The 13,509-nt window shown below is 41.6% G+C and carries 15 protein-coding genes and 1 pseudogene; 13 read left to right on the top strand and 3 right to left on the bottom strand.

Annotation, left to right across the window (positions count from 1 at the left end; translation table 11 throughout):
• Positions 1-12 precede the first annotated feature (12 nt).
• Entirely contained in the window at positions 13-345 is a 333-nt protein-coding gene (locus H6X83_RS14800) for a helix-turn-helix domain-containing protein (RefSeq protein WP_212505980.1), read from the bottom strand.
• Positions 346-535: 190 nt separating this feature from the next.
• Positions 536-1,686 (bottom strand): IS3 family transposase gene (locus tag H6X83_RS08015; RefSeq protein WP_246419077.1). Its coding sequence is split into 2 segments (ribosomal slippage): positions 536-1,428 and positions 1,428-1,686, totalling 1,152 coding nucleotides; the frame shifts between segments, so codons are not numbered across the junction.
• A gap of 38 nt (positions 1,687-1,724) precedes the next feature.
• Between H6X83_RS08015 and H6X83_RS08010 the strand changes: the two genes are divergently transcribed.
• The 10 genes and pseudogenes from H6X83_RS08010 to H6X83_RS07965 all read left to right on the top strand — a co-directional run bounded on the left by H6X83_RS08010 (position 1,725) and on the right by H6X83_RS07965 (position 10,480).
• Positions 1,725-2,483, top strand: coding sequence for an SDR family oxidoreductase (locus H6X83_RS08010; RefSeq protein ID WP_212505979.1), 759 nt, complete (start codon positions 1,725-1,727; stop codon positions 2,481-2,483).
• A gap of 125 nt (positions 2,484-2,608) precedes the next feature.
• On the top strand, positions 2,609-3,493 hold the full coding sequence (locus H6X83_RS08005) for an NAD-dependent epimerase/dehydratase family protein (protein ID WP_212505978.1): 885 nt from the start codon (positions 2,609-2,611) through the stop codon (positions 3,491-3,493).
• Between the two features lie 75 nt (positions 3,494-3,568).
• Positions 3,569-5,014, top strand: coding sequence for an IS1182 family transposase (locus H6X83_RS08000; RefSeq protein ID WP_212505977.1), 1,446 nt, complete (start codon positions 3,569-3,571; stop codon positions 5,012-5,014).
• Between the two features lie 217 nt (positions 5,015-5,231).
• On the top strand, positions 5,232-5,672 hold the full coding sequence (locus H6X83_RS07995; protein ID WP_212505976.1) for a VOC family protein: 441 nt from the start codon (positions 5,232-5,234) through the stop codon (positions 5,670-5,672).
• 221 nt (positions 5,673-5,893) lie between these two features.
• Positions 5,894-6,760, top strand: coding sequence for an NAD-dependent epimerase/dehydratase family protein (locus H6X83_RS07990; RefSeq protein ID WP_212505975.1), 867 nt, complete (start codon positions 5,894-5,896; stop codon positions 6,758-6,760).
• A gap of 306 nt (positions 6,761-7,066) precedes the next feature.
• Positions 7,067-7,797 (top strand): annotated as a pseudogene (locus tag H6X83_RS07985) (HAD-IB family hydrolase).
• 608 nt (positions 7,798-8,405) lie between these two features.
• The gene (locus H6X83_RS07980) at positions 8,406-8,684 is read left to right on the top strand and encodes a hypothetical protein (RefSeq protein ID WP_212505974.1); all 279 of its coding nucleotides are present in this window, start codon (positions 8,406-8,408) and stop codon (positions 8,682-8,684) included.
• Positions 8,681-9,379, top strand: a complete 699-nt coding sequence (locus tag H6X83_RS07975; RefSeq protein WP_212505973.1) for a glycosyltransferase — start codon at positions 8,681-8,683, stop codon at positions 9,377-9,379. The genes H6X83_RS07980 and H6X83_RS07975 overlap by 4 nt, the downstream gene beginning before the upstream one ends.
• A 134-nt stretch (positions 9,380-9,513) precedes the next feature.
• Positions 9,514-10,200 carry a hypothetical protein gene (locus H6X83_RS07970; RefSeq protein ID WP_212505972.1) on the top strand — a complete coding sequence of 229 codons (687 nt, stop codon included), beginning with the start codon at positions 9,514-9,516 and terminating at the stop codon, positions 10,198-10,200.
• Positions 10,201-10,258: 58 nt separating this feature from the next.
• Positions 10,259-10,480 (top strand): TIGR01212 family radical SAM protein, encoded by a 222-nt coding sequence (locus tag H6X83_RS07965; protein ID WP_212505971.1) that lies wholly within the window; start codon positions 10,259-10,261, stop codon positions 10,478-10,480.
• 66 nt (positions 10,481-10,546) lie between these two features.
• Here the strand turns inward: H6X83_RS07965 and H6X83_RS07960 are convergent, their stop codons facing one another.
• The gene (locus H6X83_RS07960) at positions 10,547-10,867 is read right to left on the bottom strand and encodes an integrase core domain-containing protein (protein WP_343063103.1); all 321 of its coding nucleotides are present in this window, start codon (positions 10,865-10,867) and stop codon (positions 10,547-10,549) included.
• Here H6X83_RS07960 and H6X83_RS07955 point away from each other — a divergent pair.
• The 3 genes from H6X83_RS07955 to H6X83_RS07945 all read left to right on the top strand — a co-directional run bounded on the left by H6X83_RS07955 (position 10,820) and on the right by H6X83_RS07945 (position 13,307).
• Positions 10,820-11,089, top strand: coding sequence for an HFCD family protein (locus H6X83_RS07955; RefSeq protein WP_212505970.1), 270 nt, complete (start codon positions 10,820-10,822; stop codon positions 11,087-11,089). The two genes, H6X83_RS07960 and H6X83_RS07955, sit on opposite strands and share 48 nt — an antisense overlap.
• Positions 11,090-11,572: 483 nt before the next feature.
• On the top strand, positions 11,573-11,854 hold the full coding sequence (locus H6X83_RS07950) for a TetR/AcrR family transcriptional regulator C-terminal domain-containing protein (protein WP_343063148.1): 282 nt from the start codon (positions 11,573-11,575) through the stop codon (positions 11,852-11,854).
• Between the two features lie 280 nt (positions 11,855-12,134).
• Positions 12,135-13,307, top strand: a complete 1,173-nt coding sequence (locus tag H6X83_RS07945; protein ID WP_212505968.1) for an MFS transporter — start codon at positions 12,135-12,137, stop codon at positions 13,305-13,307.
• Positions 13,308-13,509 lie beyond the last annotated feature (202 nt).

The following is a 13,509-nucleotide window of genomic DNA, read 5'->3' as shown; positions in this document are numbered from 1 at the left end:
TTCCAGAGTAGGTTATACAACGTTTTTGTGCAAGGAATGTTGTTGTCCCGCAAACCGCTTCAATAGCCTTGCACGGCCTACGCAGGTGTCGAACGACCAATTATGTGCGGTGATTTTCTCTACCGCCCAGCGAAGAAAAGAACTATTTGCAAGATGTCTTTTGGGGCGGCGGCAACGCACTCGATTGGCTCGATATACTGCCGCCCTGCGCTTTGCAGAGTAGCGGGGTCTGCGCCCTCTCCCAGAGTATTCTGGTGTTCCCCGCCTTAGCTCATAACCCACAGTTGATGGGCTGCAGTTTATCTCTCGAGCAATCGCTCGATTTGAAAGTCCAATTCGTTTCAATCTCTGAATTGCTCCACGTTCTTCTGCACCTATTTACAATTAACCAAATTATAAAAGTTTACGTTTAGTTTTCACTACTGGATTATTTTATAAACATAGCGGTAAAGTAGTATTGAAATCAGGAGGTAAAGTTGAACTATAGTCAAGTAAGTAGACACAATAATTAGGGAAAACATACTGGAAACAGGAATTAAGCCTGATTCCAGAACAGTTCTTCTTTCTCGTTAGGTGTTAGCATTCGAAGAGAGCCATGAGGCCTTCTTGAGTTATAGTATCCTTCAATATATTGGAATATGGACAACTGTAATTCCTGTAGGGAGTGATAAGCTTTCCTGTTGGTTTCTTCTTTTTTTAGATATTTGAAGAAACTTTCACAGCAAGCATTATCAAAAGGATAGCCCTTTTTGGAAAATGATTGCACAACATTAAGAGAATCTAGAAGCTGTCGAAATGAAAAAGCAGTATACTGAGATCCTCGATCAGAATGAAACATAAGTCCAGAAGGGCAGTTTCTTCTATCATAAGCTTTTTTGAACGCAGTCATGACGAGGTCGACATCTGGCTTGCCTGATATGTTCCAGGAGATGACTTTGCAAGAAAATAAATCCATTACAATACAAAGATAATACCATTTGCCGGCAACTTTGATGTATGTGAAATCACTTGCCCAGACAATGTTTGGAGTTTGCTGATTGAACTCCTGGTGAAGGTGGTTGGTACACTCGCCGTTGTCCCGATGCTTATAATTTTTATAAGGTTTTTCGGTGGACATCCGTGGAAGTTTTAGAGTCCTCATCAGTCGGTACACTCGTCCGACACTGATGTTAATGCCATAATCACGCTGGAGAACATAGGTAATCTTGTAAGCTCCAAGACGTTTGTTATAATCTGCGTAGATTTTAAGAATAAGCTTTGCAATCGTTTGATTGTCTTTTGTACGATCAGCCGGTTCGGTGTTGTAATGCTTATAGTAAGTACTTCGATTAACGCCAAGAACCTTACAAAGGAGCTTGATATTGTGTTGGAAACGGAGCTTATGAATAGCTTCTAATCGTTGTTTGAGTGTGGCGTGAAGATGGCAATCGCTTTTTTTAGTATAAGGAGTTCCTCCTCAAGCTGAGCATTACGCTTTTGGAGGTCTTTGACCTGCTTAGCAGTTAGTATTTCGCCATCATCCGTTTCGACGATTGAGTATTGTTTAATCCAACGGCCAAGTGCGGTGATAGAAACGCCATACTCTTTACAGAGTGCTGCTTGTGATTTGCCGCCAGATTGATAAAGGTTGACGAGAGTTCGTTTGAAATCTTCGTCATATCGGGTTCCGGTTTTACCAGTGGACATGAGTAAGTGCCTCCTTTTGGGTGTCTACTTAATTATAATTGATAGTTACTTCAGGTGTCCACTTATTTAATATAGATCCAATAAAACTTAAAAACGCTATTGAAGAACTAAAATCGAAAGGAATTGAAGCAGAAGCATTTGCCTGTGATATCTCAAATCGAGCATCGGTGGACAAGCTGGCTGTACATGCCAGAGAATTAGGCAAAATATCTTCCGTCATCCATGCAGCAGGTCTGTCCCCGCATATGGGTGATGGTAAAAAGGTCATGGAAGTCAATGCCTTAGGCACAATTAATGTAAACGAAGCCTTTTATGAAGTTATGGATGAAGGTTCCTGCCTGATTGATATCTCATCCATGTCAGCCTACCTGACTCCGGAAATCGTTATGCCAAAGAGGAGATACAAGTACAGCAGAATAAACAAAGATAAATTTATGAAAAAGATGATGGCAAGGGTAAATCTTTTTCCCAAACAATTAAGATCGAGCATGGCATACGGAATCTCCAAGCATTTTGTGATCTGGTATGCTAAAACCGACGCCGCTAAGTTTGGCAAAAAAGGAATTAGAGTGGTTTCAATTACACCGGGAACCTTTGAAACGCCGATGGGTAAACTTGAAAAAAATGAAGCGGACGAATTTATCAATTACTGCGCAATTAAGCGTCCGGGTAAAGTAGAGGAAATTGCAAACCTTATAGCTTTTTGCGCCAGCGATAAGGCAGGTTACCTGACTGGAGCGGATATCATTTGTGACGGCGGCTGTGTCGCATCCGGATGGAGCCCTATGAAGAAATAAAACGCATGGTAAGAACCCGCTACATATTCAATTTGCTTAAAACTTTACGATTAGTTTACGTTAGGTAAATACACTTTAACCATAATAAAAGATAGGGTGCAAGTGACGAAGAAGGAGATATAAACATGAAAAATAGAATCTATTTAGTAACCGGCGCAGCAGGAAATCTTGGTAGCAGTGTTTGCAGTCAGCTGCTAGAAAAAGGTGCAAGGATTCGTGCTTTAGTCTTAAAAGGGGACCCTGCGGCAGAACGAGTGCCAAAGGAAGTAGAAATCGTAATTGGAGACGTCACAGATACGGCGTCGCTGGAACGGTTTTTTACAGTTGAAGACGGTACAGAGGTTATCGTAATTCATTGCGCGAGCATTGTAACGGTTTCCGGTGATTACAGCGAAAAACTTTATGAAGTTAACGTTGGCGGAACGCAAAATATGGTGGACAAGTGTCTGGAGCACAAGGTTAAAAAGCTCGCTTATGTTAGTTCCACGAGCGCTATCCCCGAACTTCCAAACGGACAAAAAATTACCGAAGTAAGCCACTTTACCGCAGACGGCATTGTCGGGCATTATGGAAAAACAAAAGCATTGGCTTCCCAAATTGTTATGGACGCAGTTCATAAAAAAGGATTAGATGCATCTATCGTATTTCCGACGGGAATCTGTGGTCCTGACGACTTCGCTTACGGACCAGTTTCCACCTTTGTCATAGACTACGTGAACGGCAGAATGCCCGGCGGCGTAGCAGGCAGTTTCAACGCAGTGGATGTGCGTGATCTGGCGGACGGTGTTATCAGCTGCTGTGATAACGGCCGCAAGGGAGAGGGCTATATAATGGGGAACGTCTGTGTTTCCATGAGGGATATGTTCCGCTATATCAGCAGCGCAAGTGGTGTAAAAGAAGTTAAAACAATCCTGCCGATTTCAATTGCTAAGATTTTTGCCCATTTGACCTCTCTGGGAAGTAAAATCACCGGAAAGCCGGCACTCCTCACTATGTTTGAGGCTGTGTGAAAACGAAAAATGGCTTTAGGACGAAGACAAATAATGGTATAATAAAGGAAGCAGGAATTAGGGGGGCTGGATAGAATGGAGCGATACAAAAGTGTTGACAATCGAGACCAGATGAATCTGATGCTTATGTGCATGGATGACATGATTTCCCCTGATTCTGAAGTTAGGGCCATTGATGCCATAGTTGATAAAATGAATATTCCGTCCATTGGATTTACATATTCGGTGACGAAGGAAACCGGCAGAAAGCCATATAATCCGGTAGACATGTTTAAGCTGTATGCGTACAGCTACTTTAACGGAATCCGTTCGTCTCGGAAAATTGAGCGGGAATGTTATCGGAATATTGAAGTCATGTGGCTGATTAACGGCTTAAAGCCCGATTTCAAAACAATAGCAGATTTCAGGAAGGACAATAAAAAACAAATCAAGCTGGCTTTTCATAAGTTCAGCATGATATGCGATGAGTTGGGCCTGATTGGAAAAGAAATGGTTGCCGTGGATGGCAGTAAATTCAGAGCCAGCAACAGCCGGCTCGCGTACCACAGCGAGAAAAAGATTGAAAGAAAGATTGAGCACTACAACAAGACAGTCGAGCAGTATTTAATATTGCTGGATAGCTGTGATGAACAGGAAAGCGACAGCATTACGCCCAAACTGAGCCGAGCAGAAATTGAAGAAAAAATCGAAGGCATCAATAAAAGGCTGGCTGAACTTGAAGAATTGAAGCAACAGGTAAAAGGAAACGGCACAATTTATAAGACTGATCCGGACTCCAGAATGATGAAGGTCAGTAACAAAGGCTGCGACATATGCCATAATGTGCAGATTGCCGTTGATGATAAGAATCATCTGGTTGTAGCTGTGGATGTTACCAGCGAACCGGTTGACAAAGGACAGTTCCACAGTATCGCCTTACAGGCCAAAGAAGAATTGGGCGTTGAATCAATTACCGCAATCGCTGATAAAGGTTATTATTCGGCTTCACAGTTTGCAAAGTGTAAGGAAGACAATATCATCCCTATTGTTTCAAAAGCTGATAATTCCTTTATGGCTGCGACGAAAGAGTATGGGAAAACTGAATTCAGATATGACGCAACCCAAGACGGATATATCTGCCCGCAGGGCCATTTGCTAAAGGCGTATCATCACAGAAAGGAATACACACAGGAAACGGACGTCAAACGGTATCAAAACTATGAAGCGTGCTCCCATTGCCCCGTAAGGGAGAAATGCAGTAACGGTAAAAAAGGAAGAACGATACAGGACAGACCATTCCAACGTATAGCCGATGAAGTTGACAAGAGAACCAAGCAGTTCGCTGATATGTATAAAATACGGAAACAAACGGTAGAACATCCTTGGGGAACAGTCAAAAGAGCTATGGGGTTCTCATATTTTCTGACCAGAAGGACAGAAAATGTAAGGACTGAATCTTTATTGCATTTTTTAGTCTATAACATGAAACGAGCTATCAATATTGTCGGGACAAGGCAATTAGTAGGGATAATGCAGGGGTAATTCTCCCCACATTATCCCCTATTCTGCTTATTGAGCAACATATTGAAGCGGAACCGCTTATTTTAGCTGCAATATTACTGTGTTTTCACACAGGCTGGTTTATTAGTTTTGATTCGACAAAGTTGAGCTGCTGCACATTAGCGGAATAATGAGAAACCAGCACAAATTCAGATTATTTATAAACGGGGAAACAAACTTAATTTTCGGGGTGAGCGCATTGACGCCTGTTATTGATCATATCCATATTACGGTTTCTGATATTGATCGTGCCGAGAAATTTTATGATTGGTTTCTTCCGCTTCTTGGATTTGACTTATCACTCAAAGAATACGATGATGTTCCGGAATACGAGTATCGGATTGTAGAATATCATAACCGCAACTTTTCCTTTGGCATCGTCAATCAGAGAAAAGAGTATGCCAATGAAACAGTGAGCAGAAGAAGGGCTGGGGCATTGCATCATCTCGCCTTCCATGTTGAAAGTAAAAATAAAGTTGATGAATTGTTTGAAAAAATAGCGGCGATTCCCGCATTAATCGTCCATGCTCCCCAATACTATCCTGAATACTGCAAAGACTATTATGCGTTCTTTTTTAAGGATACCGAGGGAATCGAATTTGAGATAGTCAGCTTTGCGAGACACGACTATTTTACGTAAGTCTTTCAAAATCCAATTTAAAAGATATGTGTAGATGCCGATAATGAGTAAACTCAGCAGTTCGGAGTATTCTCCCAATTGCTCATTATGTTTACTTGATTCTGTTCCGCGGAACTTGATGCTACATATAAGCGGAATAATGAGAGATTAAACACAGAGTCAGATCGTCTCAATGACGAAAGTAAAATCGAATGATAGCCTTTATCTATATGGAGGATAGAATGAATATATTAGTATTAGGCGGTACTAGATATTTTGGTGTACATATGGTTGAAGCTCTCATTCAAAGAGGACACCATATTACAATTGCTACAAGAGGACTGAAAAAAGATAATTTTGGCAATAGCGTTCACAGAATGGTTATTGAACGCTCATCACCCCAAAGCATAGCGCAGGCATTTAGCGGTAGAACTTTTGATGTAGTATGTGACAGCCTTGCTTATTGCTCCAATGATGTAAAATATGTATTGGATTCTGTACACTGCAAGCGCTATGTGATGACATCATCAGCGTCTGTGTATCAGCTGCATGTCAATACAACAGAAAGTGACTTTAACCCTCTCGAAAAGTCACTAAAATGGTGCAACAGAGCAGATTACCCATATGATGAAATCAAGCGGCTCGCAGAAAGCGCTTTATTTCAGGCATATCCGTTACAAAGCAGCGTAGCCGTACGGTTTCCCTTTGTTATTGGAAGGGATGACTATACAAAGCGGCTATACTTTTATGTTGAACATGTTGTAAAAGGGATTCCAATGTTTATTGACGATATAGATGTACAAATGGGATATGTAAGTTCCGAAGAAGCAGGTAGGTTTCTGGCCTTTTTGGCAGAGCAAGAGTATACTGGTTCAATTAACGGAAGTAATGGCGGTACAATTTCGTTAAGTGAGATAATCAAATATGTCGAGGAAAGGACAGGAAAACACGCGATTTTATCAAAAGATGGTGAAGTCGCTCCATACAACGGTGGAGTGGGCTACAGTTTAAACACTGAGCTTGCATCAAAGTTGGGCTTTAGGTTTTCTCCCATTAAATCGTTTATATTTGATTTGTTGAATACGTTTATTGAGGCTGCAAAAGTTTAATTCCCTTTATGAGCAAACTCAGCAGTTTGAGGCGCAGTGCGAATTTCACAGTTTGTTTATTCCACACAACTTGGAACTTGTATACTAGAATCACAGTGGCAATTGATATTAGTCCCCTTCAGCCAACCTGACTGAGAGAACTCTTATATTTGGAAATGATTGTATTGAGTTCGATGGAATTTGCGCTATTATTAACATTATAGAGTCTCAGAGAAACCGATGGCATTAAGACTGAGTAAACTGTCGTTTGGCGTTCATAATATGGGAAGTCAGACACATGAGCACACATTAAAGGGGATTTTCACAATGAAAAACATTGCAGCTTTTTTTGATATCGACGGGACGATCTCCCGCGAAGGCCTAATCAGCGAAATGTTCAAGAAGATGATAAAATACGAACTGATTGACAACAGCAAATGGTATAACGAGGTGGAACCAGCCTTTACAAGATGGGACAAGCGTGTCGGCGATTACGACGACTATCTGCAGAAGATGGTAGATATTTATACCGAAACTGTCAAGAACACGGATTCCTTCCACATTGCATATATCGCAAAGAAGGTGATTGAGCAGAAGGGGGAACGCGTGTATACCTATACGCGTGAAAGAATTAAGTGGCATAAGGTGCAGGGACATCTAGTCATCGCCATTTCTGGCTCCCCCATTGAATTGGTTCGCGAAATGTCAGCAAAATACGACATGGATGACTACAAAGGTACCATCTATCAAGTGGACGACAACGGAATCTACAATGGGGAGATACCCCTATGTGGGATGCCGAAAGCAAACGAAAGGCGATTTTTGAAATCGCGGAGAAATATCATATCGACCTTTCATCCAGCTATGCTTACGGGGATACGAATGGTGATTTTGCAATGCTGAAGCTCGTCTGCAATCCCTTCGTAATCAATCCAACCAGGGAGTTGCTTGCAAATATCCGGAAGGACAATCCGCTCAGCAATAAAATTAACATTATCGTTGAGCGCAAGGATGTGACTTACCGGCTGAATGTGGACCAACTCGACCTACTTCAATAAAACCATACAACTATCCGGACGTATTTATATAAAGTTTCCACGACTTCACGGCTTCGCTCTGGGAAATATTCTCGGACAATTGCTGCTTTTGCTCTGCATACTATTTTATCTGGCTTGGTGGATCATTTCTTGCCGCCCGGGTTCCCCCGACAGGTCAGGTGGTGCTGGCGCTCTTGTGGAAATTTACCTTCTTTACGAGCTTTACATAATATTTACTTAATTCCGTTCCGCAAATTCTGGATGCTACATGTAAGCAGAATAATGAGAAATAAGTACAATTAGGATAATTAATAAAACAAGAAAATTATATTTTAACTAACGGGATATTCTATTCTAAGCCAGTGGAAAGAAGAAAAGCCATGTCAATTCACAACATAGTTATCTTCACCTTGGGTACAAGAGGGGATGTTTAGCCATATATTTACCTTGCACGAACTTTAAAAAGGGTAGGATTTGCTCCTGTCATTGCAACACACCCTTGCTGGAAATCTCTGGTTGAAAATGCCAATGTCGACTTTTCTCCTATTGGACCGGACATTGATATTTCTTATGAGGCGGCTGTAATACGAGGAAGATCCATCCATTGGTTCACTAGCGCCATCAAGACCATGCAGTTCGTCTTTAAAATCATTGAAGGGAGCACCGATGAGATTTACAAACTGTGCCGAAACGCAGATCTGGTGATTGCTTCCCACAGCCACGCCGGGGCAATCGAAGGGCAAGCCTGCCAAAAGCCGGTCGTCAGTGTCACTTTGCAAACTGAGGCAATTTCTCAACCGCATAAACCGCGCACAGGATGGCAGAAGTTTACCGAGACATTAATAGGGATTGCTATTAACCCGATGATGGTCGGCCCATACAATAAAATCCGAAAAAATACAAGATGAAGCCGATTAAGACAATCGACGAAATCATGTCGCCATATTTAAATCTGATTCCTATCAGCACCTATATGGTGCCACAAAATCCGTATTGGGAGAAAACCAATCAGGTCGTTGGATACTGGTATGAGGAAGAAGAACCATTTGAACCGACTCCCGAGTTGCTGCAATTTATAGAATCGGGCAGCGCGCCCGTAATCGTAGCTCTTGGTGCTATGGCCTTTGAAAGCAAGGAAGAAAAAGATAAACTGGATATTCTTATTCATGCGTTTCAGCAGACGGGCATGAGAGCCGTCATCCAGGGTTTTGACGAAACGCTGAAAAACTATGTATTGCCGGAAAGTGTTATGAAGGTCGGTTCTGCTCCCCATAGCTGGCTTTTTCGCCAAGGGTATTGTATTCATCACGGTGGCTTCGGCACCTCGGCGGCCGCAATGCTTGCCGAGAAACCGAGTATTGTGATTCCGCATGTTCTTGATCAGTTCTTGTGGGCAAACAAAGTTTACGAATTAAATGTCGGAATGAAACCAATCAAGTCTAAGGAACTGAATGAGAAGACTCTTGTCGCAACTATCGAGTTACTGAAAGCGAACTATAATCAAATGACTGATAAGGTTCATACATTAAGTGAAAAAATGAAAGAGGAAAAGGGATTGCAGACAGCTGTGACCAAGATACAAAAAGTATGCGATAGGCTCTGAATATGTGTAATGAGCGCACTAGAAAATGTAGTGACGCATGTGCACATAAGCGGAATAATGAGAAACCAGCACAAATTCAGATTATTTATATTTTATGAATAAATGAAAAACTTGAAGGGAGTATGAGAAATACAATGATAAAGAAGCAAGCCGGAAAGGATTTAGGCATAATACTATCAATTAGTTTTATTTTTGCCGCTCTTTATATCTTTTTGGGAAATTCAATTATGAAATATGGCAGAAATGGTGAAAATCCACTGCTTTTACGCTTTATTCCGGTTGCAGCCATTCAGTTCGGAATGGCTGGTTTAGGACTTTTGATTGTAAAACGGAAAAACAAAGAAAGTTTCAGAGAATACGGGCTTATTCTGAATAATGTGATATGGTCTGTATTAGGTTGCTTACTCGTTTCTGTTCCGACAGTTCTTTTCTTGTATTTTACAAACGATATTCATGGATTTCTGCCCTTCCAAGGGATGTTCTTGACGAAACCCATTCTCCATGCGAGCATGCCGTGGAATATACTGGGCTACATATTAATAGCAATAATTTGGGGGTTTTTAGAGGGTATTAACTATGTAATCATTGCAGAAAAAGTGAATATCCGATTCCCATGCAAAGGTAAATGGCTGAACTGCGGAGCCCTTGTGTGCGCTATGATGTGCATATTAATACACGGTATGTTTAGATTTGATTTAAAAGGAATTATTGAGATACTAGCTACATTTATTCTCATGTATGGGATGATCCTCGTAAAAGAAAAAACAAATAATGCATGGGGGTGTATTGCGATATTTTTCGTGATATGGAATGCTTTTTAGTTTAAACAGAATACAGATTATGTTTACCATTTACCATTAAAATTCCCGGAGGCCATCTATGTCGCACACATACCTTACTGCAAATGTCTATTGCCGACGGCTGTTTGGCAGCAAAGTCTATAAGTTAGCGCTGTCCGCTGCAACTGGCTGCCCCAACCGGGACGGCACAGTGGGCGTGGGTGGCTGCGTGTTTTGCTCGGCGGGCGGCTCCGGGGATTTCGCCGCGTCGGCTGCGCTTCCGGTTTCACGGCAGATCGAGGAAGCGGATACTCGGCACTAAAGGCAAGGGGCTCAAGTACATTGCGTACTTTCAAAGCTACACTGGCACTTACGGCAACTGTTGTGGTCAAGCGTTTTTGTAACACCCTTGTCTAAATCGACCTGATCCATACCTTGCCTCATATGGGGTTCGATAATTGTTGTATGAGTGTGGACGAAGCTGATTGTACCAAACATAAGCAAACTCTGAAACAGCATGTGCCAATTCTTCATCGGTTCGGAAGTTGAAGAGGTTGACCAATTCTGCCTTAAGAGTATTGCAATAACGTTCCATTGGAGCATTGTCATACTGAGGGCTTTTTATTGCTGTAAGGATGAATTGACACACACGTGTGTCACAATGGCAGTAAAATCCAATCTGCGGGTGCAGCGACCGGTGCTGCTGCATATCGCTACTAATGATGCGCTTGCGGCTTCCGCACAGAACATCAGTCACCTGCTAAACGTAAAGCATATATACTTTACACCTTTTCGGCAGGATGATTCTGAGAAAAAGCCCTCCTCTGTGGTGGCGGATTTTTCGCTGTTGCCTAAGGCGGTGGAAGCTGCGCTGGACGGCAGACAGCTGCAGCCAATTTTGTTGGCGCCGCTTCTAAAAGACAAAACTTAAAAATTCATGCAAAGCGACAGCATTTTTAATAAGCTGTCGCTTTGCAATTTTTAGAGGGAAAATATATAACATTTAGGGTACCGTTCGAATAAAGGATAAAATGTCGAGAAAATCTGAAATAGCAATCGGATTAAGTTCTATAAAAGTTTCTATTTCCTCAATGAGTATGTAATGAAGCATGTTTTGATCTATATTATATATAAATGAGAATGAATCCACCGTGAGCAGATTATGTTGATTTTGGCTCATTGGATATCCAGTTTTTGAAAAACATATAACAGACTGCTTTTCCGTTTTTTTGCAGGGGGATTGACTTTCTGTACAGAAAAACATATGATTTATTTGTTACCAAACACACTGTATGGCAACGCCAGTTCCGTTTCAAGAAACATATGCTACTGTTTGTACGTTACCGAACAAAAGCATCAAATCGTCCGGAAGGGATTTATCACGAACAGGAGGAAACGAAAATCAAAATAGTAGATATTTGGTGTATTTAACAGCCTGCTGACACAGAAAAAATACACGGAATGCATCATTACACACATTCTTTACCACTTGCGGGACAACCAGAAGAATATGCTTGGCATTTTTAGCGGAGAATCCGGAGATATGTTTTTCAGATTCTTCAAGCAGTATCTGATTCGGATTTTTGAAGCAGAGTTAAAGGATGAACTGAAAAAAGTTGATGTTCCTAACAACTATCTCTATCACCATATCTCATGCAGCTTCGTAGAAACGCTCCGATGGTGGATACAAAGCTAAATGTTCAGCCGCCGGAATGTCAGCAGGCGGGGCAATCAGTGCGCCGGTTTTAAGTCGGTCTTTCAGACGATAGGATTCGCCCTGGATGTTTATGTAGCTTTTTTGAGTTGGATGTTGAAAAGGACTATCAACTGTATGGTTGGTATCATTGGTTGATTTTAGAACATGGAATCAATCGCTGTAGAAAAACGCCCGTATGTGATCCATGCGTTTTTGAAAATGTATGTAAAAATACCGATTGTTCAAACGATAAAACAAACTGAAAGTTGGAGAAATAAGAATGTACTCACTTTTACTCGCAATTATTTATTTGGCATTTATCAGCCTTGGATTACCCGATTCGCTTCTTGGCTCGGGATGGCCTGTGATGCATAATGCGTTGAATGTTTCGATTTCTTTCATGGGAATCGTTTCTATGGTTATATCGGGTGGCACAATTGTATCCAGTCTGCTGTCGGATAAACTGACAAGAAAGTTTGGCACCCATATCGTAACGGTTACCAGTGTATTACTTACGGGGATTGCTTTGCTTGGATTTTCCTTTTCAACTCAATTCTGGATGCTGATTATATTTGCCATTCCTTACGGTTTTGGTGCCGGAGCAATTGATGCCGCACTGAACAACTATGTTGCGCTTCATTATACCTCAAAACATATGAGTTGGCTGCATTGCTTCTGGGGTGTGGGAACAATTATCAGTCCGTTTGTCATGAGCTGTGCGATAAAGAATTCAACATGGAACAATGGATACCGCATTGTCGCGTTCATTCAACTTGGTATTGGCATGCTTCTCCTTGCCACTCTGCCTGTCTGGAAAGTCAATCAGAAAAAAGTCGGAGCGGAAGACGGTGCCAAAAGCATTGGCTTGATCGGTGCACTGAAAATCAAGGGCGTTCCTACCCTGTTAATCGGCTTTTTCGCCTATTGTGCTGCGGAGGCAACTGTGATGAATTGGGCGAGCACCTACATGGTTGAAGTCAAGGGTATAGCAACTGAACAGGCGGCCAGGTTTGCATCATTATTTTTCATAGGACTGACTGTGGGTAGATTTATCGGCGGTTTTATTATGAACAAACTCGGCGACAGAAAGATGATTATTCTCGGTACTTGTATTCTATCCTGCGGAATACTATCCTTGGTGATTCCCGTGCAGAATCTAACTGTTTCACTTGCCGGATTTATCATTATCGGGCTTGGATGTGCGCCAATCTATCCCTGCATTATTCATTCCACGCCGAGCAATTTCGGTGCAGAAAATTCTGGTGCGATTATCGGGATTCAGATGGCAAGCGCCTATGTCGGTTCAACCTTTATTCCGCCATTGTTTGGACTCCTTGGTAATTCAATTAGCTTCCAGATACTTCCCGCTTACCTTGCAATTTTCATCATTGTAATGATAATTATGACAGAATTGACATTCAGAAAAACAACCCAAAAGGGCGGTAAGGCTTAATTTGATGGAATTTGCACCACATAATCCAGATTATAAATAGCGATTTCCACTTGCAGCGATGAATTACATTATTTTAAATTTCGCAGTATGAGCATCATGGATAACCCAACATGCCAGCTGAACTTCACATTATATTTAAACTCAGTAGCAGAAGAGATATATAATTATTAATAACAGCACCATTTGCTTGCCATAAATGTAT

The organism is Caproicibacterium amylolyticum, from assembly GCF_014467055.1.
GTDB classification, from domain to species: domain Bacteria; phylum Bacillota; class Clostridia; order Oscillospirales; family Acutalibacteraceae; genus Caproicibacterium; species Caproicibacterium amylolyticum.
Note: the sequence above shows the minus strand (reverse complement) of the source record. Positions and strands in the feature narration are given on the sequence as shown.